Consider the following 22,751-nt stretch of genomic DNA (forward strand, 5'->3'; position numbering starts at 1 on the left):
CTCCGGGGACTCAGTGACGCGGTTTTCGCATCCATTTTCTCAGAAAGTGAATCTCTCGGAATCATAAGTACTTGCCAGTGAATCAACTCTCTGATTCTCTGCTCGAAAGCGTTTCCTGATTTGAGTCGTTCGACGCGTTACCCGCGTTTTCCGTCTGGGGGGGGCATCCTGCCGGGAGACTCGGACTCAATGTTGCGGAAATCTTGGTTTTTGGTCCGCCGTGAGAGGGGATGACGGGGAATGAAAAGCAAGCATGTGGCCGTCCTGCTGGGAGGTTTTTCGTCCGAGCGGCCCGTGTCCCTGTCTTCCGGAAAGGCCTGTGCCGATGCTCTGGAGAAGGAAGGCTATCAGGTGACCCGCGTCGATGTGGGGCGCGATGTCGGTTCCGTGCTTGCCGAGCTCAAGCCTGACGTCGCCTTCAATGCGTTGCATGGCCCTTTCGGTGAGGATGGTACCATCCAGGGCATCCTCGAATATCTCGGCATTCCCTATACTCATTCCGGCGTGCTCGCCTCGGCGCTCGCCATGAACAAGGAGCAGGCGAAGAGGGTCGTCAAGTCGCTCGGCGTTCCCGTTGCCGAATCGAAGGTCGCCAATCGCTTTGCCATCCAGAACAAGCACCCGATGAAGCCGCCCTATGTGATCAAGCCGGTCAGCGAGGGGTCGAGCTTCGGTGTCGTTATCGTCTCCGAGGGGCAGTCTCATCCGCCGCAGGTCGTTGGGTCGTCCGAGTGGAAATATGGCGATACCGTCATGGTCGAGCGCTATATCCATGGGCGGGAGCTGACCTGCGCCGTCATGGGTGACGTGGCGCTTGGTGTCTGCGAGATCATTCCGACGGGGCATTCCTTCTACGATTACGATTCAAAATATGTCGCGGGCGGATCAAAACACGAATGCCCCGCAAAAGTTTCACCGAATATTTACCAAAAAATACAGACACTGGCGCTCAAGGCTCACCAAGCTGTCGGCTGTCGGGGCGTTTCCCGGTCGGACTTCCGTTATGACGATCGTCACTCCGAAAATGGCGAGGTTGTATGGCTCGAGGTCAACACTCAGCCGGGCATGACGCCGACGTCTTTGGTGCCTGAAATCGCAGCCCATGCCGGGCATTCGTTTGGTGAATTGTTGAGTTGGATGGTGGAGGACGCTTCGTGTCTGCGTTGAAATGGGGACAAGGCAAGGAGAGGGGCGCGGCTGGGCCGTCGCTGTTCGGCTTGTCGCTGTCATCGGGCCATTTCGTGCTGCCGCGCGTGCTTCGCCGCCCGGTGCGCATCCTGGCGCGCCTGGGCGATGGCGAATTCGAGGCGCCGCGTTTCTCCGCGGCGATGATGTCGGCGGTGCTGCTCGCTTCGAGTGGCGCCTATGGCGCCTATCTCGGCGGTCACGCAGATGGCATCATCCAGAGCATCACTGCCCGCACCGGCTTTGCCGTCGATCAAGTCAAGGTGGTCGGCAATCGCCAGACCTCCGAGATCGACATTCTCGACAGGCTCGAACTTGATGGCTGGACGTCGCTGATCGGCTTCGATGCCGAGGCCGCGCGCGAGCGCATTTCCAGCCTGCCCTGGATCGAGATGGCGGCGGTGCGCAAGGTCTACCCGCATACGCTGGAAGTGCGCGTCGAGGAACGCGAGGCCTTCGCGCTCTGGCAGCAGGGCAACGATCTCTCGGTCATCGAGAGGGATGGTGCCGTCATCGCGCCGTTCTCCGGCGGCAAGCAGGTGCTGCTGCCGCTGCTGATCGGCGAGGGCGCGCCGGCCAAGGCGCCCGACTTCCTGGCCAAGATCGAGAAATATCCCGACTTCGCGAGCCGCGTGAAAGGCTATATCCGCGTCGGCGACCGGCGCTGGGACCTGAAGCTGGACAATGGTATCACGGTCAAGCTGCCCGAGAATGACGAGGACCAGGCGCTCGCCGAACTGATCAAGATGGATCATGACAAGGGGCTGCTGTCGCGCGACATCGCCGCAGTCGACATGCGGCTCACCGACCGGCTGGTCGTCGAGCTGACGCCCGAGGCGGCGACTCAGCGCGAGGCCGCCCTCAACGAGAAGCCGAAAACCCTCAAGCGCAAGCCGGAGACGAAGATATGAGCTGGCTTGGCGGTTCTGGCGATGCCTCGTCGCGCCGGTCCGGCACCCTCACGGTGCTGGACGTCGGCTCGAACAAGGTCTGCTGCATGGTGGCCAAGCTCAAGCCGAACGATGACGGCAAGCTCTTGCGCGGCCGCTCGCACCGTATCCAGGTGATCGGCATCGGCCACCAGAAGTCGCAAGGCGTGAAGTCAGGCGTGGTCGTCGATCTCGACCGGGCCGAGCATGCCATCCGGCTGTCGGTCGATGCCGCCGAGCGCATGGCGGGACTGACGGTCGATTCGCTCATCGTCAACATGACCGCCGGCCGGCTGAAGAGCGAAGCTTTCTCCGCGACCATCAATCTCGGCGGCCATGAGGCGGATGAGGCCGACATCAAGCGGGTGCTCGGCGCCGGCGCCAAGCAGGCGCTCAAGGCCGAGCGCGAGGTGATCCATTCGTTGCCCGTCGGCTTCTCGCTGGATGCCGAACGCGGGGTGCGCGATCCGCGCGGCATGGTCGGCGACGCGCTCGGCGTCGACATGCATGTGCTGACGGGGGACGCGGCACCAATGCGCAATCTCGAGCTCTCCATCAACCGCTCGCATCTGTCGGTCGAGCGCATGGTGGCGACGCCCTATGCCAGCGGACTGGCGGCGCTCGTCGATGACGAGCTGGAACTGGGTGCTGCCTGCATCGACATGGGCGGCGGCACGACCACGATCTCGGTGTTTTCGGAAGGCAAGTTCGTCCATGGCGATGCCATCGCGATCGGTGGCAACCACGTCACGCTCGACATGGCCAAGGGGCTCTCGACCTCGCTCGATGCCGCCGAGCGGCTCAAGGTGATGCATGGCTCGGCGTTGCCGGGCAGCGCCGACGACCGCGACCTGGTTTCGATCCAGCCGATCGGCGATGACGGCGACGTGCCGCTGCAGATACCGCGTTCGGTGATGACGCGCATCGTGCGCGCCCGCATCGACGAGACGCTCGAATTGCTGCGCGACCGGCTGAACAAATCCGGCTACGGCAATGCGGTCGGCAAGCGCGTCGTGCTTACCGGCGGCGCCAGCCAGCTGGCCGGCCTGCCGGAAGCGGCGCGCCGCATCCTGGGGCGCAATGTGCGCATCGGCCGTCCGCTCGGCGTGGCGGGCCTGCCCGAAGCGGCGAAGGGGCCGGCGTTCTCGGCCGCCGTCGGGCTTCTGATCTATCCGCAGATGGCGAGTTTCGAGAGCCATCCGGCGAAAGGCATTTCCGGTCTCAGGATGACTGGAACGGGTGGAAAACTGCATCGCATGAGTCAGTGGTTGAGAGACAGTTTCTAATTGACGGGGACAGCCCCATAGGCGGCCGCGGCGGCGAAGCGGCGTGAAAGGCAAAGGACGGAGACAATGACCATCAATCTGCAGAAGCCGGACATCACCGAGCTTAAGCCGCGCATCACCGTGTTCGGTGTGGGCGGCGGCGGCGGCAATGCCGTGAACAACATGATCACCGCGGGCTTGCGCGGTGTCGAGTTCGTCGTGGCCAACACCGACGCGCAGGCGCTGACCATGTCGAAGGCCGACCGGCTGATCCAGCTTGGCGCGCATGTCACCGAAGGCCTCGGCGCCGGCTCGCAGCCGGAAGTCGGCCGCGCGGCGGCGGAAGAATGCATCGACGAGATCATCGATCACCTGTCCAACACCCATATGTGCTTCGTCACCGCCGGCATGGGCGGCGGCACCGGCACCGGTGCTGCTCCGGTTGTTGCCCGCGCGGCGCGCGAGAAGGGCATCCTCACCGTCGGCGTCGTCACCAAGCCGTTCCACTTCGAGGGCCAGCGCCGCATGAAGACGGCCGACATGGGCATCGAGGAACTGCAGAAATGCGTCGACACGCTGATCGTCATCCCCAACCAGAACCTGTTCCGGCTGGCCAATGACAAGACCACCTTCGCCGATGCCTTCGCCATGGCCGACCAGGTGCTCTATTCCGGTGTTGCCTGCATCACCGACCTGATGGTCAAGGAAGGCCTGATCAACCTCGACTTCGCCGACGTGCGCTCGGTGATGCGCGAGATGGGCAAGGCGATGATGGGCACAGGCGAGGCTTCGGGCGAGGGCCGCGCGATGGCCGCCGCCGAAGCCGCGATCGCCAACCCGCTGCTCGACGAGACCTCGATGAAGGGCGCCAAGGGCCTGCTGATCTCGATCACCGGCGGCCGCGACCTGACCCTGTTCGAAGTCGACGAAGCGGCGACCCGCATCCGCGAGGAAGTCGACCAGGACGCCAACATCATCCTGGGCGCCACCTTCGACGAGGAACTCGAAGGCGTCATCCGAGTCTCGGTCGTCGCCACCGGCATCGACAAGTCGGCGGCTGAAATTGCAGCCGCGCCGATCTCGATCCGTACGGCGCCGCAGAAGCCGGCCGCCCGTCCGGCCGTGGCCGCGGTGGAAAGCCGCCCGGCACCAGTCCAGCAGCCTGTCTATGAGCCGCGTGCCGCCGACCCGGTCGCCGAGGCCATCCAGCTGGCCGAGGCGAACGCCGCGGCCATGGCGCAGGCTCGCCCGGCCCCGGTCGCCCATGCGGATGATTTCCGCCCGCAGAGCAAGATCTTCCAGGCGCCCCCGGCACAGCCGCAGCCCATGCCGCAGCCGGTCGTCCAGCAGATGATGCAGCCGGCCCCGCAGCCGCGCGAAATACTGCGTGAGGTCCCGCAGCCGGTGGCGATGGCGCCGCAGCGCATGCCGCGCGTCGAGGACTTCCCGCCGGTGGTCAAGGCCGAGGTGGACGCCAAGAGCCGTCCGGCGGACCACGAGAACAACAGTGGACCGATGGGTCTGTTGAAGCGCCTGACCAATGGCCTGACCCGCCGCGAAGAGGAGCCGGCACGGCTGCAGCCAGCCCAGCCGCGCGAGCCCAAGCTGCGCCAGGCGGCTCCCGAAGTGCGCCGTCTTGCCAGCCAGGACGCGCAGCTCTACGCGCCGCGCCGCGGCCAGCTGGATGACCAGGGCCGCCTGACGCCGCAGACCAGGGCGACTCAGGACGACGATCAGCTGGAGATTCCGGCGTTCCTGCGCCGCCAGGCCAACTGAACCGTTAACGGACTGTAACAATCGTTAACAGGCAAGCAAGGAATTGCTTGCCTGTTAACGTTTTAAATGCTGTAAAATCAATCGGTTATGGCTCCGTACATGTTCCAGTTCGCGGTTACAAAGAGTAAGAAACCGTGATTTGGAGTCTCCCGACCGGGACATTATCTTCGCTGCCTACCATAGTCGGTCTGCCGGGATTTCGGGGAAGTGGCCCTGCCTGCCGATTTCACAAGAGCCGCGCCCTCGGGCTGGAGAAGCGGACCTAGGCATTTCGGGCTTATGGGGATTGTCTTGCACGACTACCAGACGACAGTGAAGACGCGCGCGTCGCTTACAGGCACCGGCGTTCACAGCGGCAAAGAAGTTTCCATCAGTTTCCTGCCCGCGGATGCCGATACCGGCATCGTGTTCCAGCTGATCGGTGGAGAAGGGCAGGGCCGCGAGTTCCGTGCTCTGTTTTCCGAGATCGGCGCCACCGACCTTTGCACCATGCTTGGCGATCCCTCGGGCGAGCATATCGCCACTGTCGAGCACATCATGGCCGCGCTGCTCGGGCTCGGCATCGACAATGTCCTCATCGAAATCGATGGCCACGAGGTTCCGATCCTCGATGGCAGCGCCATCGCCTTCGTGGAAGCCATAGACCAGGCGGGCATCGAGACGTTGCAGGTCAAGCGGCGCTACATCAGGGTCGTCAAGCCGGTCCGCATCGAGAACGGTGCGTCCTGGGCGGAGTTCAGGCCCTATGACGGCACCCGTTTCGAGATCGAGATCGATTTCGAAAGCCCGGCCATCGGCCGCCAGCTCTTCGCCTCGGATATCAATGCGGACATTTTCCGCCGTGATATCGCGCGCGCGCGCACCTTCGGCTTCATGAAGGATGTCGAACGGCTGTGGGCCGCCGGCTATGCGCTTGGCTCGTCGCTCGAGAACTCGCTGGTGATCGGCGACGACAACCGGGTCATCAACATGGGCGGCCTGCGTTATCCCAACGAATTCGTGCGTCACAAGACGCTCGACGCCATGGGCGACCTGGCGCTGGCCGGAGCCCGTTTCATAGGCTGTTTCCGCTCCTATCGCGGCGGCCACAGGCTGAACGCGGCCGCGCTGCGCCGCCTGCTGTCGGACCGCACGGCCTTCGAGATCGTCGAGACCACACGCCGCGAGCGTGGCCGCGCGGCGGAGATGAGCGCCGTCAATGCGCCGCTCTACGCGCCCTGGATGATCTGAGTCCCGCGACGTTTTCGCCCCGATGACGGGGGAGCCGAGTGTTGCAGGAATGCATCACCAGCAGGCGAAATTGCAGGGATGTCTCGGCGCAGGCCGGCCGCCACAAAAATGCGCGATTGGCTAGACATAGCGTTGCCGGGCAAGGCGGTTATGGTTTATGGCTGCTGCCGTCGATTAGTGCATGTCGCTCAAAAGTGGGGACCAATTTTGGGGCAGCAGCATGCAAGAGGCATTAAAATAACGCCGAAAGGGCGCAATCCAATCATGTTCTTCAAGCGAGTCGGTCAATCGAAAGCGCCCCAGCGGTCTGTTCTCCTGGCGCTTTCGCTGGTTGTTCCATCGCTCTTCCTGTCGGCCTGCATGTCGTCGGAGAAAGACATCGACCTGTCGACCTATGTCGACCAGACCGAGCCGGCCGACGTCCTCTACAATCAGGGCCTCGCCAACATGAACGCGGGGCGCCTGGATGAGGCGAGCAAGAAGTTCGACGCCGTCGATCGCCAGCATCCTTATTCGGAATGGGCCCGTAAATCGATGGTCATGGGCGCTTTCGCCGACTATCGAAAGGGCAGCTACGACGACGCTATTTCGTCGGCCAAGCGCTATCTGGCGCTTTATCCGTCCACCGATGACGCGCCCTATGCGCAGTACATCATCGGCCTGAGCTACTATCGCCAGATCAAGGACGTGACGCAGGATCAAAAGGAAGCACGCCAGACCCTGCAGACGATGCAGGATCTCGTGACGCGCTGGCCGAATTCGGAATATGTCGACGACGCCAAGGAGAAGATGCGCTTCGCCAACGACCAGCTCGCCGGCAAGGAAATGCAGATCGGGCGCTATTATCTGGAGCGCCGTGAATACATCGCCGCCGTCAAGCGCTTCCGCACCGTGGTGGAGAACTATTCCAACACGCGCCATGTCGAGGAAGCACTCGCCCGCCTGACCGAAAGCTATTACGCGATGGGGCTGACCTCGGAGGCCCAGACGGCAGCCGCCGTGCTCGGCACCAACTATCCCGACAGCCCATGGTACAAGGATTCCTACAAGCTCCTGCAGAGCAACGGACTGGCGCCGCGCGAGAATGCCGGATCGTGGATATCCAAGGCCGGAAAGCTGATCACCGGCGCCTGATACTGGAGCGGTTCGCCGATTAACGGAGACGGCGACCCGCTCTATCTCTTTGTTTTTGACGCAATTCCCCGTTTCACACTTTTCTTGGAATTGCTCTAGAGCGCGTCGCGGCGAAGCGCATTTTCGGATTGATCCGACGCTGAAACAAAAAGATAGTGCGGCGCTGCGACTCCGGTTGGTCGCGTGCCGCTTCACGGGCGGTTCTGTGGTTTGATTGAGCCGCTGAACCGTTCTATCTCTTGTTGACGCGATTCCGGACGGAAAGCCGTTACGCACTTTTCCTGGAATTGCTTGAGGTCCGGGTTCTGATGCTTTCCAGACTGTCGATCCGCGATATCGTCCTGATCGAGAAGCTGGATATCGACTTCCAGCCGGGCCTTTCCGTGCTGACGGGCGAAACCGGCGCCGGCAAATCCATCCTGCTCGATGCCCTGTCGCTGGCGCTTGGCGCGCGTGGCGACGCCTCGCTGGTGCGCCATGGCGCGGCACAAGGCCAGGTCATTGCCGTGTTCGATGTGCCGCGAAACCATCCGGTGCGCGCGCTGCTCGTCGAAAACGCCATCGAGGATGACGGCGACATCATCCTGCGCCGCGTGCAGACGGCGGACGGCCGCACCCGCGTCTTCGTCAACGACCAGCCATCCAGCGTGACCCTGATGCGCGATGTCGGCCGCGCGCTGGTCGAAATCCACGGCCAGCACGATGAGCGCGCCTTGGTCGATCCCGGAGCGCACCGGGATGTGCTCGACGCCTTCGGCGGCCATCTTGGCGCGGTTCGGTCGACCGGCGAGGCCTGGCGGCACTGGCGCGGCTGCGAGCAGGAACTTACGCGCCACCGCGCCAAGGTGGCGGCGGCGGCCCGCGAGGCCGACTATCTGCGCGCCGCGGTCGCGGAACTGACCAGGCTCGATCCGCAGCCCGGCGAGGAAACGGAACTTGCCGAACTGCGCGCCCACATGATGCGCGCCGAGAAGATCGCTTCCGAAATCCATGATGCGCAGGATGTGCTGTCCGGTCCGTCGTCACCCTTGCCGCAACTCGCCAGCCTGCTGAGGCGCCTGCAGCGCAAGGCGACGGAGGCGCCGGGCCTGCTCGAGGACGTGGTCAAGTCGCTCGACGAAGCCATGTTGTCTCTCGACGCGGCACAGTCTGGCGTCGAGGCAGCACTTCGAGCCACCGAATATGACCCGCAGCGACTGGAGAAGGCGGAGGAACGGCTGTTTTCGCTGCGCGCGGCTTCACGCAAGCACAGCGTTGCGGTCGACGATCTGGCGCAATTGCGCGACACGATGGTGGCGGACCTCGCCGATCTCGACGCTGGCGAGGAGCGGCTGCATGGGCTGGAAAAGCAGGCCGCCGCGGCGCGTGAAGCCTATGACATCGCCGCCGCGCAGCTTTCCTCGCTTCGTCACGCGGCGGCCGTTGGCCTGACCAAGGCCGTGATGGCCGAATTGCCCGCGCTGAAGCTCGAACGCGCAGCCTTCATCGTCGAGATGAAGAGCGAGGCCGAGACCCGCATGGAAGAGGGCATAGACCAGATCGAGTTCTGGGTGCGCACCAATCCCGGCACGCGGCCCGGGCCGATGATGAAGGTGGCGTCCGGCGGCGAGCTGTCGCGCTTCCTGCTGGCGTTGAAGGTGGCGCTGGCCGACCGTGGCTCGGCGCCGACACTGGTTTTCGACGAAATCGACACCGGCGTCGGTGGCGCCGTGGCAGACGCCATCGGCCAGAGGCTGGCGCGGCTGTCGAAGCGCGTGCAGGTGCTGTCGGTGACCCACGCGCCGCAGGTGGCGGCGCGCGCGGCGACGCATTTCCTGATCTCCAAATCGGGCGGCGCCGATCGTGTGGCGACCGGCATCGCCGAGATGGACAGGACGGCACGGCAGGAAGAGATCGCCCGCATGCTGGCCGGCGCAACGATCACCGACGAGGCACGCGCGGCCGCCGAGCGGCTGCTGCGCGAAAACACAAACGCGGCGTAACAATATCCGGCGTCACGGATCGAGTCAGGATATGGCTCCATGCTGCTGGTCGGGAATGATTTTCCCAAAATCCTGATCTATTGTGACGCGCCACCGTTCGGGGACAAAAGCATGTCGGAAAAACCTGTCGATTCGCTCAGCGAAAGCGAGGCTGAAGCAGAGCTGAAGCGCCTTGCGGAGGAGATCGCCGAGCACGACCGGCGCTACCATACCGAGGACGCGCCGATCATCACGGATGCCGAATATGACGCGCTTACGCGACGCAATCTTGCCATCGAACAGCGCTTTCCGGGGCTGGTGCGCGAGGATTCGCCGTCGCGCAGGGTGGGCGCACCGCCGGCGGAGGGTTTTGCCAAGGTGCGCCATGCCGTGCCGATGCTCAGCCTCGCCAAGGCCTATACCGACGAGGACGTCGCCGATTTCATCGAGCGCGGCCGGCGCTTCTTCGACCGCGACAAGGATCTCGACATCGCTTTCACCGCCGAGCCGAAGATCGACGGGCTGTCGGCGTCGCTGCGCTACGAAAAGGGCGTGTTCGTGCAAGGCGCGACGCGCGGCGATGGTGCCGTGGGCGAGGATATCACCGCCAATCTCAGGACCATCGCCGACATCCCCGCCAGGCTGAAAGGCTCGGGCTGGCCCGAAATCATCGAGATACGCGGCGAGGTCTACATGACCTATGCGGAATTCGAGGCGCTGAAGCAGCGTTCGGCGGCGGCCGGCGGCCAGGATTACGTCAATCCGCGCAACACGGCGGCCGGCTCGCTGCGCCAGAAGGATCCCTCCGTCACCGCCACCCGCAACCTCAAGTTCTTCGCCTATGCCTGGGGCTTCACGACGGCGGATCCGGCGCCGACCCAGTACGAATCGGTGCAAAAATTCGCCGATTGGGGGTTCAAGATCAGCCCCTTGATGGTGCGGGCGAAGTCGGTCGAGGAACTGGTGGCGCATTATCATCTGATCGAGGAGCAGCGCTCGTCGCTCGGCTATGACATTGACGGCGTCGTCTACAAGGTCGACCAGTTGGAGCTGCAGCGCCGCTGGGGTTTCGTCACCGGCGAGCCGCGCTGGGCCGTCGCCCATAAATTCCCGGCCGAACAGGCAATGACGACGGTCGAGAAGATCGACATACAGGTCGGCCGCACCGGCACGCTGGCGCCGGTCGCGCGGCTGGCCCCTGTCACCGTCGGCGGTGTCGTGGTCGAGAACGTCACGCTGCACAATGAGGATTACATCAAGGGTTTCGACAGCAACGGCCTGCCGATCCGCGACGGCATCGATGTGCGCATCGGCGACACGGTGGTGATCCAGCGCGCAGGGGACGTCATCCCGCAGATCGTCAGCGTCGTCGTCGACAAGCGTCCTGCCAATGCCGTGCCTTACGAGTTCCCGCACACCTGTCCGGTTTGCGGATCACCGGCGACGCGCGAGATCAACGAGAAGACCGGCAAGGAGGATTCCCGGCGGCGCTGTACGGGCGAGCTGATCTGCGCGGCACAAGCCGTGGAGCGATTGCGCCATTTCGTGTCACGTGGCGCCCTGGATATCGAGGGTCTGGGCGCGGAGAACATCGACACCTTCTTCAATGCCGGACTGATCAAGACAGCCGCCGATATCTTCACGCTCCGGGACCGTCGACCCGCCGTCACCAAGGCGCTTGCCGAGCGGCGAGAGGAGCAGGCCAGGCAGCGCGAGGCGGCGTCCGGCAAGACGCGCAAGAATGTGCGCAGCGTCGAGGATCGCAACTATGAGGGCCTCGACAAGCTGTTCGCGGCGATCGATTCGCGCCGCGAACCGGAGCTCGACCGCTTCATCTTCGCGCTCGGCATCCGCCATATCGGCGAGACGACGGCGGCCGTGCTTGCAAAGACCTTCTCGACCATCGAGGAACTGATCCGCGTCGGCAAGGAGACGGCGGCGGCGGAGGATCCGCATGCCGTTTTCCCGTCGATCAACGGCATTGGCGACACGGTGATCGACGCGCTGCGCGACTTCTTCGGCAATGAGCGCAATGACGACGTGCTCGACAAGCTGCTCGAACAGGTCAAGCCGAAGCCGTATATCGTCACCGTCTCGGCCGACAGCGAGGTCGCGGGCAAGACCATCGTCTTTACCGGCTCGCTGGAAAAGATGACCCGTTCCGAAGCCAAGGCGATGGCCGAGCGTCTCGGCGCCAAGGTCGCCGGTTCGGTTTCGGCCAAGACCGATCTGGTGGTGGCGGGACCGGGTGCCGGCTCCAAGCTCAAGCTTGCCGGTGAACTCGGCGTCGAAGTGATCGACGAGGACACCTGGCTGCAGCGGGTCGGCAAGGCGTGATGGACGGAGCGTTCAAAGGGTTCGGCCCGAAGGCCATTCCGTTCCTGAAGGCACTGGATTTCCATCAGAGCCGGGAGTGGTTCCTGGAAAACCGCGATTTGTTCGAACAGGAACTGCGCGATCCCCTGGGCGATCTCGTCGACACGCTGACGCAGCGTTTCGCCGATGCCGGACTTGGCCTGCGCGGCGACCGCAAGAAATCGCTGTTCCGCATCAATCGCGATGTGCGCTTCGCCAAGGACAAACGGCCCTACAACCGGCATGTCTCGGCCATCCTGTCACCGGACGGCACCAAGATGTCGCAAGGCGTCTTTTATGTTCATATCGGGCTGGAGCGTTGTTTTGCCGACGTCGCCTGGTGGAACCCGGAGCCGGCCTTGCTGCTCGCCATGCGCAAGGCGATCGCAACGCGGCCGGATACATTTCGCGGCCTGGCGGCCGCCTTGAAGAAGGACCGGCTTGGGCTGGAGGCGGAGGGTCGCATGAAGCGGACGCCGCGCGGCTTCGAGCATATAAGCGATCCCGATTTGGCCGAGGCCATCCGCAACCGGCATTTCGTGGTCCAGCACGTCATCGATCCAGCGGGAATCCATACGTCCGCGCTGGTCGAGGAACTCGTCGATTTCGTCATGCGTTCCAAGCCGCTGCTCGACTGGGGCAGGGAGATAGAGGGTGGCGCGGCGAAAGACTGATCCCGCGGTGACGATCATTTCCGCTGATCGTTTGGCTCAAGCGAATTCGTGTGACAAGGCACGGAGTGCCACCTACATACCGCCACTCCTTGTTGTTGTGCATGTCGTATTCCCAAAACGCTACGCACTTTGGGCGAGATGCATCAGGAGTGGTCGATGGCGACGGACGTGATCTCGCAGAGCGGCGGCAAGAGCGACTTCTGGCAAGGCGTGCGGCTCTCCATGCCTGTCGTGGTGGCGTCGGCGCCGTTCGCGGTGCTGTTCGGGGCGCTTGCCGTTGACCAGGGTTTCTCTGTCTTCGAAGCCTTCCTGATGAGCGCGCTTGTCTTCGGCGGCGCCAGCCAGATGGTCGGCATCCAGCTGTTCGGCCAGCATGTCGCGCCGTGGCTGATCGTGCTGTCGATCTTCGCCGTCAACTTCCGCCATGTGCTCTACTCGGCCGGCATCGGCCGGCGCATCGCGCACTGGCCCGTCATCAGCCAAGCTCTCGGCTACTTCATCCTCACCGATCCGCAATACGCCGTGACAGAAGCGCGGGCGCAATCGGGCCAGACCGTCAGCTTTGCCTGGTATCTGGGGCTCGGCCTGCCGGTCTATCTGTTCTGGATCGTCGAAAGCGCGCTTGGCGCGGTGTTCGGAAAGCTGATCCCCGATACGCACGCGCTGGGTATCGATTTCCTGCTGCCGATCTATTTTCTTGGCCTCGTCATGGGCTTTCGCAAACGGCCGCTGTGGCTGCCGGTGGTCATCGCCAGCGCCGCGGCGTCCATCATCGCCTACAAGACGGTTGGCTCGCCCTGGCATGTCTCGATCGGCGCTGTTGCCGGCGTTCTGCTCGCCGTCATCCTGCCGCCGCACCATAGCGGCGTTGGAGAGCGGCCATGAGCACGACGTTCTGGATCATCATCGCGGGCGCGATCGCCACTTATCTCACGCGCGTCGGCGGACATCTGGTCATCTCGCGCTTCGAGAACATTCATCCGCGCGTGGAAGCAGGCCTCAATGCGGTGCCGGCGGCGGTTCTGACCACGCTGGTGGCGCCTGAACTGTTGAATGCCGGACCGGCGGAATGGGCGGCATTGGTCGTCACGGCTGTTGTGTCACTGCGTGGCGGGCTGATGGCGATGTTTCTGGCCGGCGCGGCGGTGCTGATCCTCGCGCGGCAGTTCGTGGGATGATCTCGTAGGCGCGATCGGTTTGGGCCGTTGGCAGCGCCAGCCTTCCAAGCTGAATATAGGCCGCCTCAAATCTTCGCGTCATGCGGTAGCGGTGCTGTCGCCTTTTCCAGCCAGGCCAGGGTTTCGCCGTCGAGCATCGGTCCGATCTCGGCCAGCACACGGGCATGGTAGGCGTCGAGCCAATGCAGTTCTTCGCGCGTCAGCAGGTCTGAGCGCACCAGCCTGATGTCGATCGGCGCCAGCGTCAGCGTCTCGAAGCCGTGCATGGCGATGTCGCCGCCCTCGATCTGTTCAGGCGGCGTCACCAGGATGAGATTCTCGATGCGGATGCCATAGGCGCCTTCCTTGTAGTAACCCGGCTCGTTGGACAGCATCATGCCTTCGAGCAGCTTTTCTGTGCCGGTGCGGGCAATGCGCTGGGGTCCTTCATGCACGGCCAGATACGAGCCGACGCCATGGCCGGTGCCGTGGGCGAAGTCGCAGCCATGCTTCCACAGCGCCATGCGGGCGACGGCGTCGATCTCCGAACCGCGCGTGCCGGCGGGGAACCGCAACGTGGAAATGCCGATCATGCCTTTCAGCACCAGCGTGAAGCGCTCGCGCATCTCCTCGGTCGGCTGACCAATCGGCACGGTGCGGGTGATGTCCGTGGTGCCGTCCTGATATTGCGCGCCGGAATCGAGCAGGAACAGCTCGCCGGCCTGGAGCTTGCGGCTGGTGGCGCGCGACACGCGATAATGCATGATGGCGCCGTTCGGACCGGCGCCGGAAATGGTGTCGAAGGAGACGTCGCGCAGCGGCATCTGCGTTTCCTCGCCGGTCTGCCGGCGGCTCTCTTCCAGCCGGGTGACGACCGCGATCTCGTCGAGCGAGCCGGGCTTCTGCCGCTCCAGCCAGCACAAAAGCTTTGCCACCGCCGCGCCGTCACGGCGATGGGCGGCGCGCGAGCCGGCGATCTCGGCCTGGTTCTTGGTGGCGCGCGGGATGCGGGCCGGGTCGGGCGCGGCAATCACCGTACCGCCATTGTCCTCGACCAGCATGCGCAGCCTGTCGGCCGCAAGCACCGGGTCGAGCGCGATCTTGGCGCCGCCCTTGGCAAGCGCTGCGATCGCCGCCTCGAATTCGCCGGGCTCATGCGGATCGGCGAGCTGGGTGAGATAGGCCGCGACCTGGCGCGAGAATTTGCGCTTGTCCATGAACAGCTGGTGCGACCCGTCGGCGGCCAGGATGGCGAAGCCGAGCGCCAGCGGCGTGTGCGGCACGTCGCCGCCGCGGATGTTGAAGACCCAGGCGATGGAAGAGGGGTCGGTCAGCACCGCATGGGTGGCGCCGTCCCTGCCGATCGCCGTTGCCAGCCGCGCCAGCTTGTCCTTGGCGAGCTCGCCGGCAAAGCCGATCGGGTGCAGCTCGACCGGGGTCACGGGTGCGGCGGGCTGATCCTTCCAGATGATGTCGATCGGGTTTTTGTCGAGCGGCACCAGCACGGCGCCGGTCTTGTCGGCCGAGGCCTGCAGCGCCTTGACCTCGCCGATCGTGTGCAGCCATGGATCGAAGCCGAGCCGCGCGCCTTTGCCGATATTATCCTTGAGCCAGACGGCGGGCGGGTTGTCGACCAGGCTTTCGATCGAAAAAATGTCGAGATCGACCTCATTGCGCACCTGCAGCGTGTAGCGCCCGTCGACGAAGACGAAGGCGCGGTCGCGAAGCACGATGGCGACACCGGCCGAGCCGCTGAAGCCGGTCAGCCATTTCAGCCGTGCCGAACGATCGGCGACATATTCGCCCTGATGCTCGTCCGCGCGTGGCACGATAAAACCATCAAGGCCATTCGCGGCCAACCATTGGCGCAGCAGCGCCACGCGCGGCTTTCCGACTGCCGGGTCGCCGGCGGAATCGAAGGTCTGGAACATGGTGGGCCTCCTTGGTAGTCGCGCGACCGTAGCCTATGGGTCGGGAAAGCGGAATCGATTTCCCGACCGGCGAAAACTGCTACAGCGCCGCCTGGCTGACAACCAGATGGGGCTGGTCCAGCCGCAGTACGAGGGCTGGCTTGTCGTTGTTCATCCCCGACACAACGCGGCTTTGCTGCGCTGCCCGCCGGCACACGGGAATTGTAACCAGAAAAAGTCAGCAACGCCTGCTTTTTGAGCGTGCGTCACTTCGCATGGCAAGTTATCTGGTTCGGGTTTTCTTGTCTTGACAGCCGGGGGTGGGGGCCTTCCGGTCAAGGTTGGTTTCGGGGCCAGTTCCGGCACGCTGTTGAAAGTGATGATGCCGGCCGCGCGCCGTTTGCAGGGTCGATGTTGAAAATGAGGACTATGTCTTGAGCCAGTCAGTCGGCAAAAACCGTGCTTGTTCGCGGTCTGGCGTCTGGTGTGGCCAACTGTTGATCGATGCAAATTCGCGACGGATTTGCTCTGATTTCTTGTCTGGGCTCCGTGTTGCTCGGTTCCGGTAATCTATACGGCTTACATTCGCTTGTCTCTCGGCAGCGGGTTTCGTAGCGTCGCCACGGGCTTAAAGGGTCGATTCAGCCAATGGATGGTTGGTCGGGGGGATTGTGGATGAGATATTCTGTTTCCGCAGCGCGTGCCAAAGGCGATGGCGAGGTGAATGCGCGGCTTGCGGGCTCGCTTCGGTCGTCCACGTCGCTTCCGGCTCTGCTGATGGCCGGGCTGATTGCGGCCGCTGTAACGCCGATCATGTCAGGTGGCGCCTCGGCCGAGGATTTCGCTCACAACAGCGGCGATTGGGGTTCGGCTGCGAACTGGACTCCCGCAACGGTTCCCGACGGCGTCGAGGCGGTCGCGAACTTCAACCATGATGCGCCGGACCAGGGGCTCGGCTATACCGTTCTCCTGACTGGTGGACCCTATACGGTCGGCACGCTGAACTTGAATGCCACGAGCACCTCCGGCGGTTACCGGTTTTCAAGCGGCGTTTTGAATTTCCAGGCCTCTGGGCAGGCCTCGATCAACGTGCAGACGAACAATTTCATTTCCGACCTGGACGCCGGCGCCAGTTTCAATTTCGTTTCCGACACTGTCGTCACGGTCGATGCCGGTGCTCATTTTACGGCCGATGGAGTGATCTCCGGCGCAAGCCTCACCAAGAGCGGTGACGGCTTGCTGACCTTGAATGGCGCAAACACCTACACGGGCGGCACCAATCTCTATGGCGGCACGCTCAGCCTTGGCAACAATGCGGCGCTTGGGACGGGGGCTGTCTACGCCAACGGCGGCACCACCATCGACATCCAGAACGGCATCACGATCAACAATGACCTGATCATGTATGCCGGCATGAATCTGAATGTCGGCTCGGGAGCAACCGGAACCTATGCCGGTCAGATTTCGGAATTCAGCGATCCAACCGCGATCGTCAAGACCGGCGCCGGCACGCTTGTTTTGACCAACAACGGCAACAGTTTCAGCTCCGGCGCCATCATCGATGAGGGAACGATCCGGGTCACGGCCGATCACGCGCTGGGCACGGGTCCGATCACACTGGATGGCGGCACGTTGCAGGCGGGTGCAAACCTCAACCTTCCGAACGTCTCGATCCTTTTTGGCGCTGCGGGCGGCACCATCGACACCAACGGTTTTGACGTCAGCACGACCGCCAGCATGGGTGACAACGATACGCCGAGCGGGACATTCACCAAAACCGGCGCGGGAACGCTGACGGTCGACGGTTACGCCGGCAACAACAATTACGCTACGGCCACCGATGTCGCCCAAGGCACGCTGAAGGCGGCCACGACCAACATCTTCAGCGCGAACAGCGCCTATACGGTGGCAAGCGGCGCAACGCTTGATCTCAACAATTTCGACCAGGCGATCGGCTCGCTTGCCGGCGCGGGAGCGGTTACCAGCGGGACAGGAAAGCTGACGACCGGAGGCAATAATGGCTCGACGGTATTTTCGGGCGTCATCACAGGTACCAACGGACTGATCAAGGACGGGACGGGAACCTTCGAGCTGTCGGGTACGAACGCGTTGTCGGGCGGGACCAAGGTGAAGGCCGGCACCTTGCTGGTCTCAGGTTCGCTGGCCAGTTCTGCCGTTACGGTCGACAGTGGCGCCACGCTTGCCGGCGGCGGCACGGTTGGCTCATTCGATGCTTCCGGCACGGTCGCGCCCGGCAACAATGCGATCGGTACGCTGACCGTCAACGGCACCGCCAAGTTCGAGTCCGGCTCGACCTATGCGGTGGAACTCAATTCGGCTGGTCTTTCGGATCTGATCGACGCATCCGGTGCCGCTACCATTACCAATGGCGCAGGCTTGACGGTGACCAATATCGGGCAGAGTGGCCTGGTCGCGGGTACCCGCTACACGGTGCTCGAGGCCACCAGCGTCAGCGGAACGTTCACCCTGGTGAGCGATCCACAGGTCTCCGCCTTCGTAAGTCTGAGCACCACATCCGACGCAACCCATGCCTATGTCGACGTCACCCAGACAAAGAGCTTCGGCTCCGCCGGCCTGACGCCGAACCAGATCGCCACCGGCGCGGGGCTGGACAGTGCCGCCAGCAGCGCCTTGGTCAGCGCGGTGCTTGGCTTGCCAAGCGACGCTGCCGCGCAGGCCGCTTTCGACCAGCTCTCCGGTGAAGTCCACGCCTCGGCCAAGGGCATGCTCCTCCAGGACAGCCACTTCCTGCAGGACGCGGTGACGGCGCGCCTGCGTGGTGCCTTCGGCGACAGCGGCAAGACAGCTTCGCTGCCGGTCATGGCCTATGGCGAGGACGGCGTTCAGTCTGTGCCCGCCGACACCGATCGCTTCGCCGTCTGGTCGCAGGGGTTCGGGTCCTGGGGCGGTACCGACAGCGACGGCAATGCGGCCGCCTTCGACCGGTCGACGGGCGGCCTGCTGGTCGGCGCCGACGGCCTGGCCGGCGACTGGCGCATCGGCGTGGTCGGTGGCTACAGCCGCACCAGCTTCAATGCCGACGACAGGGCCTCGTCGGGCGACAGCGACAATTACCATCTCGGTCTCTATGGCGGGACCAATTGGGGCGCCATCGCCTTCCGCACCGGCGCCGCCTACACCTGGCACCGGATCTCGACGTCACGTTCAGTCGCGTTCCAGGGCTTCACCGACGGCCTGTCGGCCGACTACGACGCCGCGACCGCGCAAGCCTTCGGCGAGCTGGCCTACAAGACCGATGCCGGGCCGTTTGCTTTCGAGCCCTTCGCCAACCTTGCTTACGTAAACCTGCATACAGACGGCTTCGCGGAGGGCGGCACCGCGGCGCTGACCAGCGGCAGTTCGTCGTCGGATGCGACCTTCACCACGCTCGGCGTCAGAGCCTCCACCGACGTTACCATCGGCGGCGTGGCGGCGACCGCGCGCGGCATGTTCGGCTGGCGCCATGCCTTCGGCGATGTGACACCGCTGTCGACCGTCGCCTTTGCCGGCGGCGACGACTTCACAATCGCCGGTGCGCCGATCGCCAGGGATGCGATGTTGGTCGAAGCCGGCTTCGACGTGCAACTGGCGCGCAACGCGACACTCGGCCTGTCCTATGCCGGACAGTTCGGGCCGGATGCCTTCGACAACGGCTTCAAGGCCAATCTGGGCATTAGGTTCTAAGCGACCGGGCTTTTTGCTGTTGGGGTGGAACATCCATGCCGTGGCGAAGTTTTGAAAGGCCTGTTTCCCTCACAGGCGTCTGAAGCTGGTAGAAAACAGCATTCAAGGCTCCGCCGACTCCGGTCGGCGGAGTTTTGGCTTTTGGCAACAATTTCGGAACGGATCTTTCGACTGCGGGCGCTGCGGTGCTCGACCTGTCTCAATGCTTGAGATGGATCGTCACCCAGCCTTCGCGGTGCAAGGTGCGCACGTGCCGGAAATTCTGGCCGACATAGGCCGAGATGACGGCGTCGCGCTGGCGATCGAGAATGCCTGACAGCACGATCGAGCCGCCGAGCGCGATATGCCTGGCCATTTGCGGCGCCAGCCGCATCAGCGGCCGCGCCAATATGTTGGCGACGATGAGATCGAAGGGAGCACGCTTGCCAAAGATCGGGTGGTGAAAGCCCGGCGCGGTCACCGTTTCGACAAGCGCCTTGACATGGTTGAGCCGCGCATTGGCGGCGGCGACCTTCACCGCCACGGGATCGATGTCGGTGGCGAGCACCGGTATATGCGCCAGCTTGGCGACGGCGATGGCCAGCACCGCGCTGCCGGTGCCGAGGTCGAGCGCATTGCGGGGATGCTCGCGCCGCACCACCTTCTCCAGCATTTCCAGGCAGCCGGCGGTGGTGCCATGGTGGCCGGTGCCGAAGGCGAGGCCTGCCTCGATCTCGATGGCGAGTTCGCCACTGTGACGCTTTGTGCGATCATGTCCACCGTGGACGAAGAAACGGCCGGCGCGCACCGGTTTCAGGCCTTCCAGCGAACGCGCCACCCAGTCGATGTCGGGCAGTGCCTCGCGCTCGACCGGCTTCGACAAAGCGAGGCCGGCAAGAATGTCCTTCACTCGCGCCTCGACGGCGTCGACGTCGCCATCGGCGTAGAGCGAGACCTCGTGGATGTCCTTGTCCTCGTCGACTTCGAGCACGGCAATCGGCAAGCCTTCATCCTCGAAGGCCAACTCAAGCGCCGCGAAGACGCGCTCCGCCTCGATCTTTCCGGTGGTGAAATGGATCCGCGTCTGGGTCATCGGGAGTTTCTTATTCGGGCTTGATCTTTGGACAAACGGAACCGTTTGTCCAAGAAAACCGGTTTCCACTTTTCGGGATCAAACTCTAGCCCTTCGCGGCAAGACGCTTCAGCTTTTCGACCGCGGTGCTGGCGCTTTCGCCATAGGCGATCGTGCCGGCAAAGTCGCCCTTGCCGTTGAGCAGCAGCACCGAGGCGGTGTGGTCCATCGTATAGTCGCCGTCGCCGGTATCAACCTTCTTCCAGTAGATGCCGAACGACTTTGCCATGGCATGGACCTTGTCCGGGTCGCCTGTGATGCCGGTGATGCGGTCGGAGAAGTTGCTGACATAGGCGTTCATGACCGCCGGCGTATCACGCTCCGGGTCGACCGAGACGAAATAGGCGTGCAGGGTCTTGCCGTCGTCGCCGAGCGTCTTCAGCCAGCCGGAGAGTTCGAACAGCGTGGTCGGGCAAACCTCGGGACAGTGGGTGAAGCCGAAGAAGACGACGCTGGGCTGGCCCCTGAATGCCGCCTCGGTGATCGGCGCGCCTTTCTGGTCGACCAGGGTGAAGGGTGCGCCGAACGGTTCGCCGCCATAGTGGCCGCGATACCAGTCGAAGGTCAGCCAGCCGATGCCGGCCGCCATCAGGACGAGAATACCGACCAGGATAGAACGCATCATCAGAAAAGTCCGTCCGCAGAAATCATCGCGCCGGCTCAATGCCGCGCCGGTGCGACTGTCTTAGCGGTTCGGCCCCGCGCAGGCAAAGTGCCGCGTTGCCGCAACCGCGGTGGCGTTGACGCATCCGCTTGCAAAGCGGCACAACGCGCCCCACCTGAAACCGGCAACTCGAACCGCGGGAGACCTCCTTTGCGCAAACTGATTGGGCGAAAAGTGATCGGCGGCGCCTTGGCCGCATGCCTTGCGCTCGGCACCGGCGGCGCCGTCGCCGAGGAAGTCGGCAAGGTGGGCGTCGACTGGGTCGGCAACGACATCAAGATCGACGCGATCAAGGACCCCAAGGTGGATGGCGTGACCTGCCATGTCGCCTATTTCGACCGCAGCGTCATCGATCGCCTGCACAAGGGCAACTGGTTCGAGGATCCCAGCGATTCCTCGATCTCCTGCCGCCAGACCGGTCCTATCACCATCGGCAACATCGACATGAGCGAGGGCGGCGAGGAGGTGTTCAAGCAAGGCCTCAGCCTGATCTGGAAGAAGCAGGTGGTGAACCGCATCTACGACAAGGCCAACGAGACGTTGATCTACCTCTCGCATTCCCGCCAGGTGCAGAACGGCTCGGCGAAAATGTCGGTCACGACAGTGCCGCTCTACGGCCAGAACGTGGTGTGGAGCAAGGGCAAGCCGAACTAGGCGGGGTGGACGTCATTCGTGCTGATTGCCCCACGGACAATTGCTCCTGCCTTGCGGGAGCAATTGCTCTGACGTAAAGCCGCCGCATGGACCGTTCCGAAGACCTCGTCCTCAAGGCCCCCGAGCCGCGCATCCATCCGACCGCGGAACTCAAGGCATGCAAGCTTGGCCGCTACGCCTCGATCGGCGAGCGGGTGGTGCTGCGCGAAGTGAGCGTCGGCGACTTCTCCTATTTCGAGCGCCATGCCGAGGCTATCTATACGAGCATCGGCAAATTCTGCTCGATCGCCGCCAACAGCCGCATCAATGCGCTGGAACATCCGATCGAGCGGCTGACGCAGCACAAGGTCAGCTATCGGCCGAACGAGTATTTTCGTTGGCTGGGCGTCGATGCCGCGTTCCGCGAGCGGCGGCGAGCGAATGCCGTGACCATCGGCCATGACGTCTGGGTCGGCCACGGTGCGGTGATCATGCCTGGCATCACTGTCGGCAATGGTGCTGTCATCGGAGCCAATGCGGTGGTGACGCAGGACGTACCGTCCTACATGATCGTCGCCGGCGTGCCGGCGAAGCCGCTGCGACGGCGCTTTCCCCCGGCTGTCGCGGCACGGATCGAAGCGCTCGCCTGGTGGGACTGGCCGGTCGAGAAACTCGCCAGGGCGGTTCCCGACATCCAGGCAATGCCGATCGAGGCCTTCCTCGACCGTTGGGAAAACGACGCCGCCTAGAAGAGTCACCGTCTCAAGGAAGCGGCGAGCCACTCATGGCGCACAGGCTGCGAAGCAAGTTGCGGGAGGCGGAGCCGACCGTCTGTCAGTGTGCCGGTCGGCGCTTTTCTGGAAACCCCTTCCGCCATGCGGGGGTGGCGCGGCGGAAGGGGCTGGAGTTAAACCGCCGTGAAGCGGAAGGAACAGGCTCTCTGCCTGCATGGTTACCATGACATTAAACCGATAAGGTGTGTTTTCCGTAGAATGCTCCCATTGCGTGCATTCAATTGCGCCTGACGTATTTGTTGCCGGTGGGAACCTGGAACGGTCGTCG

Annotated in this window: 17 protein-coding genes; 14 read left to right on the forward strand and 3 right to left on the reverse strand. The window is 63.7% G+C overall.

The features are described 5' to 3' along the window. The first annotated feature begins 240 nt into the window (after positions 1-240). The 11 genes from EB230_RS16455 (at position 241) to EB230_RS16505 (ending at position 13,687) form a co-directional block, all read left to right on the forward strand. Complete coding sequence (locus EB230_RS16455; RefSeq protein ID WP_056573258.1) at positions 241-1,167, forward strand: D-alanine--D-alanine ligase; 927 nt, start codon at positions 241-243, stop codon at positions 1,165-1,167. Next, the gene (locus EB230_RS16460; protein ID WP_172373223.1) at positions 1,155-2,096 is read left to right on the forward strand and encodes a cell division protein FtsQ/DivIB; all 942 of its coding nucleotides are present in this window, start codon (positions 1,155-1,157) and stop codon (positions 2,094-2,096) included. The genes EB230_RS16455 and EB230_RS16460 overlap by 13 nt, the downstream gene beginning before the upstream one ends. Continuing rightward, the gene (ftsA, locus tag EB230_RS16465) at positions 2,093-3,400 is read left to right on the forward strand and encodes a cell division protein FtsA (RefSeq protein WP_010910249.1); all 1,308 of its coding nucleotides are present in this window, start codon (positions 2,093-2,095) and stop codon (positions 3,398-3,400) included. The genes EB230_RS16460 and ftsA overlap by 4 nt, the downstream gene beginning before the upstream one ends. A gap of 66 nt (positions 3,401-3,466) precedes the next feature. Then, entirely contained in the window at positions 3,467-5,155 is a 1,689-nt protein-coding gene (gene ftsZ / locus EB230_RS16470) for a cell division protein FtsZ (RefSeq protein WP_056573252.1), read from the forward strand. Between the two features lie 279 nt (positions 5,156-5,434). Next, positions 5,435-6,385 carry a UDP-3-O-acyl-N-acetylglucosamine deacetylase gene (lpxC, locus tag EB230_RS16475; RefSeq protein ID WP_056573250.1) on the forward strand — a complete coding sequence of 317 codons (951 nt, stop codon included), beginning with the start codon at positions 5,435-5,437 and terminating at the stop codon, positions 6,383-6,385. A 264-nt stretch (positions 6,386-6,649) separates the two neighbouring features. Further along, positions 6,650-7,519, forward strand: coding sequence for an outer membrane protein assembly factor BamD (locus tag EB230_RS16480; protein WP_056573247.1), 870 nt, complete (start codon positions 6,650-6,652; stop codon positions 7,517-7,519). A 308-nt stretch (positions 7,520-7,827) separates the two neighbouring features. Next, positions 7,828-9,501: a DNA repair protein RecN gene (gene recN, locus EB230_RS16485; RefSeq protein ID WP_056573244.1), complete on the forward strand. Its 1,674-nt coding sequence runs from the start codon at positions 7,828-7,830 to the stop codon at positions 9,499-9,501. Positions 9,502-9,612: 111 nt separating this feature from the next. Then, positions 9,613-11,817 carry an NAD-dependent DNA ligase LigA gene (gene ligA / locus EB230_RS16490; RefSeq protein WP_056573533.1) on the forward strand — a complete coding sequence of 735 codons (2,205 nt, stop codon included), beginning with the start codon at positions 9,613-9,615 and terminating at the stop codon, positions 11,815-11,817. Beyond that, the gene (locus tag EB230_RS16495) at positions 11,817-12,509 is read left to right on the forward strand and encodes a TIGR02453 family protein (RefSeq protein ID WP_056573241.1); all 693 of its coding nucleotides are present in this window, start codon (positions 11,817-11,819) and stop codon (positions 12,507-12,509) included. The genes ligA and EB230_RS16495 overlap by 1 nt, the downstream gene beginning before the upstream one ends. 156 nt (positions 12,510-12,665) lie before the next feature. Then, the gene (locus tag EB230_RS16500) at positions 12,666-13,394 is read left to right on the forward strand and encodes an AzlC family ABC transporter permease (protein WP_056573530.1); all 729 of its coding nucleotides are present in this window, start codon (positions 12,666-12,668) and stop codon (positions 13,392-13,394) included. Continuing rightward, positions 13,391-13,687, forward strand: coding sequence for an AzlD family protein (locus EB230_RS16505; protein WP_056573238.1), 297 nt, complete (start codon positions 13,391-13,393; stop codon positions 13,685-13,687). The genes EB230_RS16500 and EB230_RS16505 overlap by 4 nt, the downstream gene beginning before the upstream one ends. A gap of 65 nt (positions 13,688-13,752) precedes the next feature. On the opposite strand, the gene EB230_RS16510 is transcribed toward EB230_RS16505, so the two are convergent. Beyond that, the gene (locus EB230_RS16510; RefSeq protein WP_056573235.1) at positions 13,753-15,597 is read right to left on the reverse strand and encodes an aminopeptidase P family protein; all 1,845 of its coding nucleotides are present in this window, start codon (positions 15,595-15,597) and stop codon (positions 13,753-13,755) included. Positions 15,598-16,353: 756 nt separating this feature from the next. Between EB230_RS16510 and EB230_RS16515 the strand changes: the two genes are divergently transcribed. Next, positions 16,354-19,281, forward strand: coding sequence for an autotransporter domain-containing protein (locus EB230_RS16515; RefSeq protein ID WP_162258929.1), 2,928 nt, complete (start codon positions 16,354-16,356; stop codon positions 19,279-19,281). Between the two features lie 199 nt (positions 19,282-19,480). On the opposite strand, the gene EB230_RS16520 is transcribed toward EB230_RS16515, so the two are convergent. Continuing rightward, positions 19,481-20,353 carry a 50S ribosomal protein L11 methyltransferase gene (locus EB230_RS16520; protein WP_056573229.1) on the reverse strand — a complete coding sequence of 291 codons (873 nt, stop codon included), beginning with the start codon at positions 20,351-20,353 and terminating at the stop codon, positions 19,481-19,483. Between the two features lie 85 nt (positions 20,354-20,438). Next, on the reverse strand, positions 20,439-21,017 hold the full coding sequence (locus tag EB230_RS16525; RefSeq protein WP_056573228.1) for an SCO family protein: 579 nt from the start codon (positions 21,015-21,017) through the stop codon (positions 20,439-20,441). 189 nt (positions 21,018-21,206) lie between these two features. Between EB230_RS16525 and EB230_RS16530 the strand changes: the two genes are divergently transcribed. Together EB230_RS16530 and EB230_RS16535 are read left to right on the forward strand one after the other, a co-directional pair. Beyond that, positions 21,207-21,710 carry a CreA family protein gene (locus EB230_RS16530; protein ID WP_056573225.1) on the forward strand — a complete coding sequence of 168 codons (504 nt, stop codon included), beginning with the start codon at positions 21,207-21,209 and terminating at the stop codon, positions 21,708-21,710. A gap of 86 nt (positions 21,711-21,796) precedes the next feature. Continuing rightward, positions 21,797-22,438, forward strand: a complete 642-nt coding sequence (locus tag EB230_RS16535; RefSeq protein WP_056573222.1) for a DapH/DapD/GlmU-related protein — start codon at positions 21,797-21,799, stop codon at positions 22,436-22,438. Positions 22,439-22,751 lie beyond the last annotated feature (313 nt).

The organism is Mesorhizobium sp. NZP2234 (assembly GCF_013170765.1).
In the GTDB taxonomy this organism is placed as follows: Bacteria; Pseudomonadota; Alphaproteobacteria; order Rhizobiales; family Rhizobiaceae; genus Mesorhizobium; species Mesorhizobium loti_D.

Bases quoted from the DNA above. Each gene is read 5' to 3' on its own strand.
- ftsZ (WP_056573252.1), top strand. From the start codon at position 3,467: ATGACCATCAATCTGCAGAAGCCGGACATCACCGAGCTTAAGCCGCGC.
- EB230_RS16480 (WP_056573247.1), top strand. From the start codon at position 6,650: ATGTTCTTCAAGCGAGTCGGTCAATCGAAAGCGCCCCAGCGGTCTGTT.
- EB230_RS16495 (WP_056573241.1), top strand. From the start codon at position 11,817: ATGGACGGAGCGTTCAAAGGGTTCGGCCCGAAGGCCATTCCGTTCCTG.
- EB230_RS16535 (WP_056573222.1), top strand. From the start codon at position 21,797: ATGGACCGTTCCGAAGACCTCGTCCTCAAGGCCCCCGAGCCGCGCATC.
- EB230_RS16525 (WP_056573228.1), bottom strand. From the start codon at position 21,017: ATGATGCGTTCTATCCTGGTCGGTATTCTCGTCCTGATGGCGGCCGGC.
- EB230_RS16455 (WP_056573258.1), top strand. From the start codon at position 241: ATGAAAAGCAAGCATGTGGCCGTCCTGCTGGGAGGTTTTTCGTCCGAG.
- EB230_RS16520 (WP_056573229.1), bottom strand. From the start codon at position 20,353: ATGACCCAGACGCGGATCCATTTCACCACCGGAAAGATCGAGGCGGAG.
- EB230_RS16515 (WP_162258929.1), top strand. From the start codon at position 16,354: ATGGCCGGGCTGATTGCGGCCGCTGTAACGCCGATCATGTCAGGTGGC.
- recN (WP_056573244.1), top strand. From the start codon at position 7,828: ATGCTTTCCAGACTGTCGATCCGCGATATCGTCCTGATCGAGAAGCTG.
- EB230_RS16505 (WP_056573238.1), top strand. From the start codon at position 13,391: ATGAGCACGACGTTCTGGATCATCATCGCGGGCGCGATCGCCACTTAT.
- EB230_RS16510 (WP_056573235.1), bottom strand. From the start codon at position 15,597: ATGTTCCAGACCTTCGATTCCGCCGGCGACCCGGCAGTCGGAAAGCCG.
- EB230_RS16500 (WP_056573530.1), top strand. From the start codon at position 12,666: ATGGCGACGGACGTGATCTCGCAGAGCGGCGGCAAGAGCGACTTCTGG.
- ftsA (WP_010910249.1), top strand. From the start codon at position 2,093: ATGAGCTGGCTTGGCGGTTCTGGCGATGCCTCGTCGCGCCGGTCCGGC.
- lpxC (WP_056573250.1), top strand. From the start codon at position 5,435: ATGGGGATTGTCTTGCACGACTACCAGACGACAGTGAAGACGCGCGCG.
- ligA (WP_056573533.1), top strand. From the start codon at position 9,613: ATGTCGGAAAAACCTGTCGATTCGCTCAGCGAAAGCGAGGCTGAAGCA.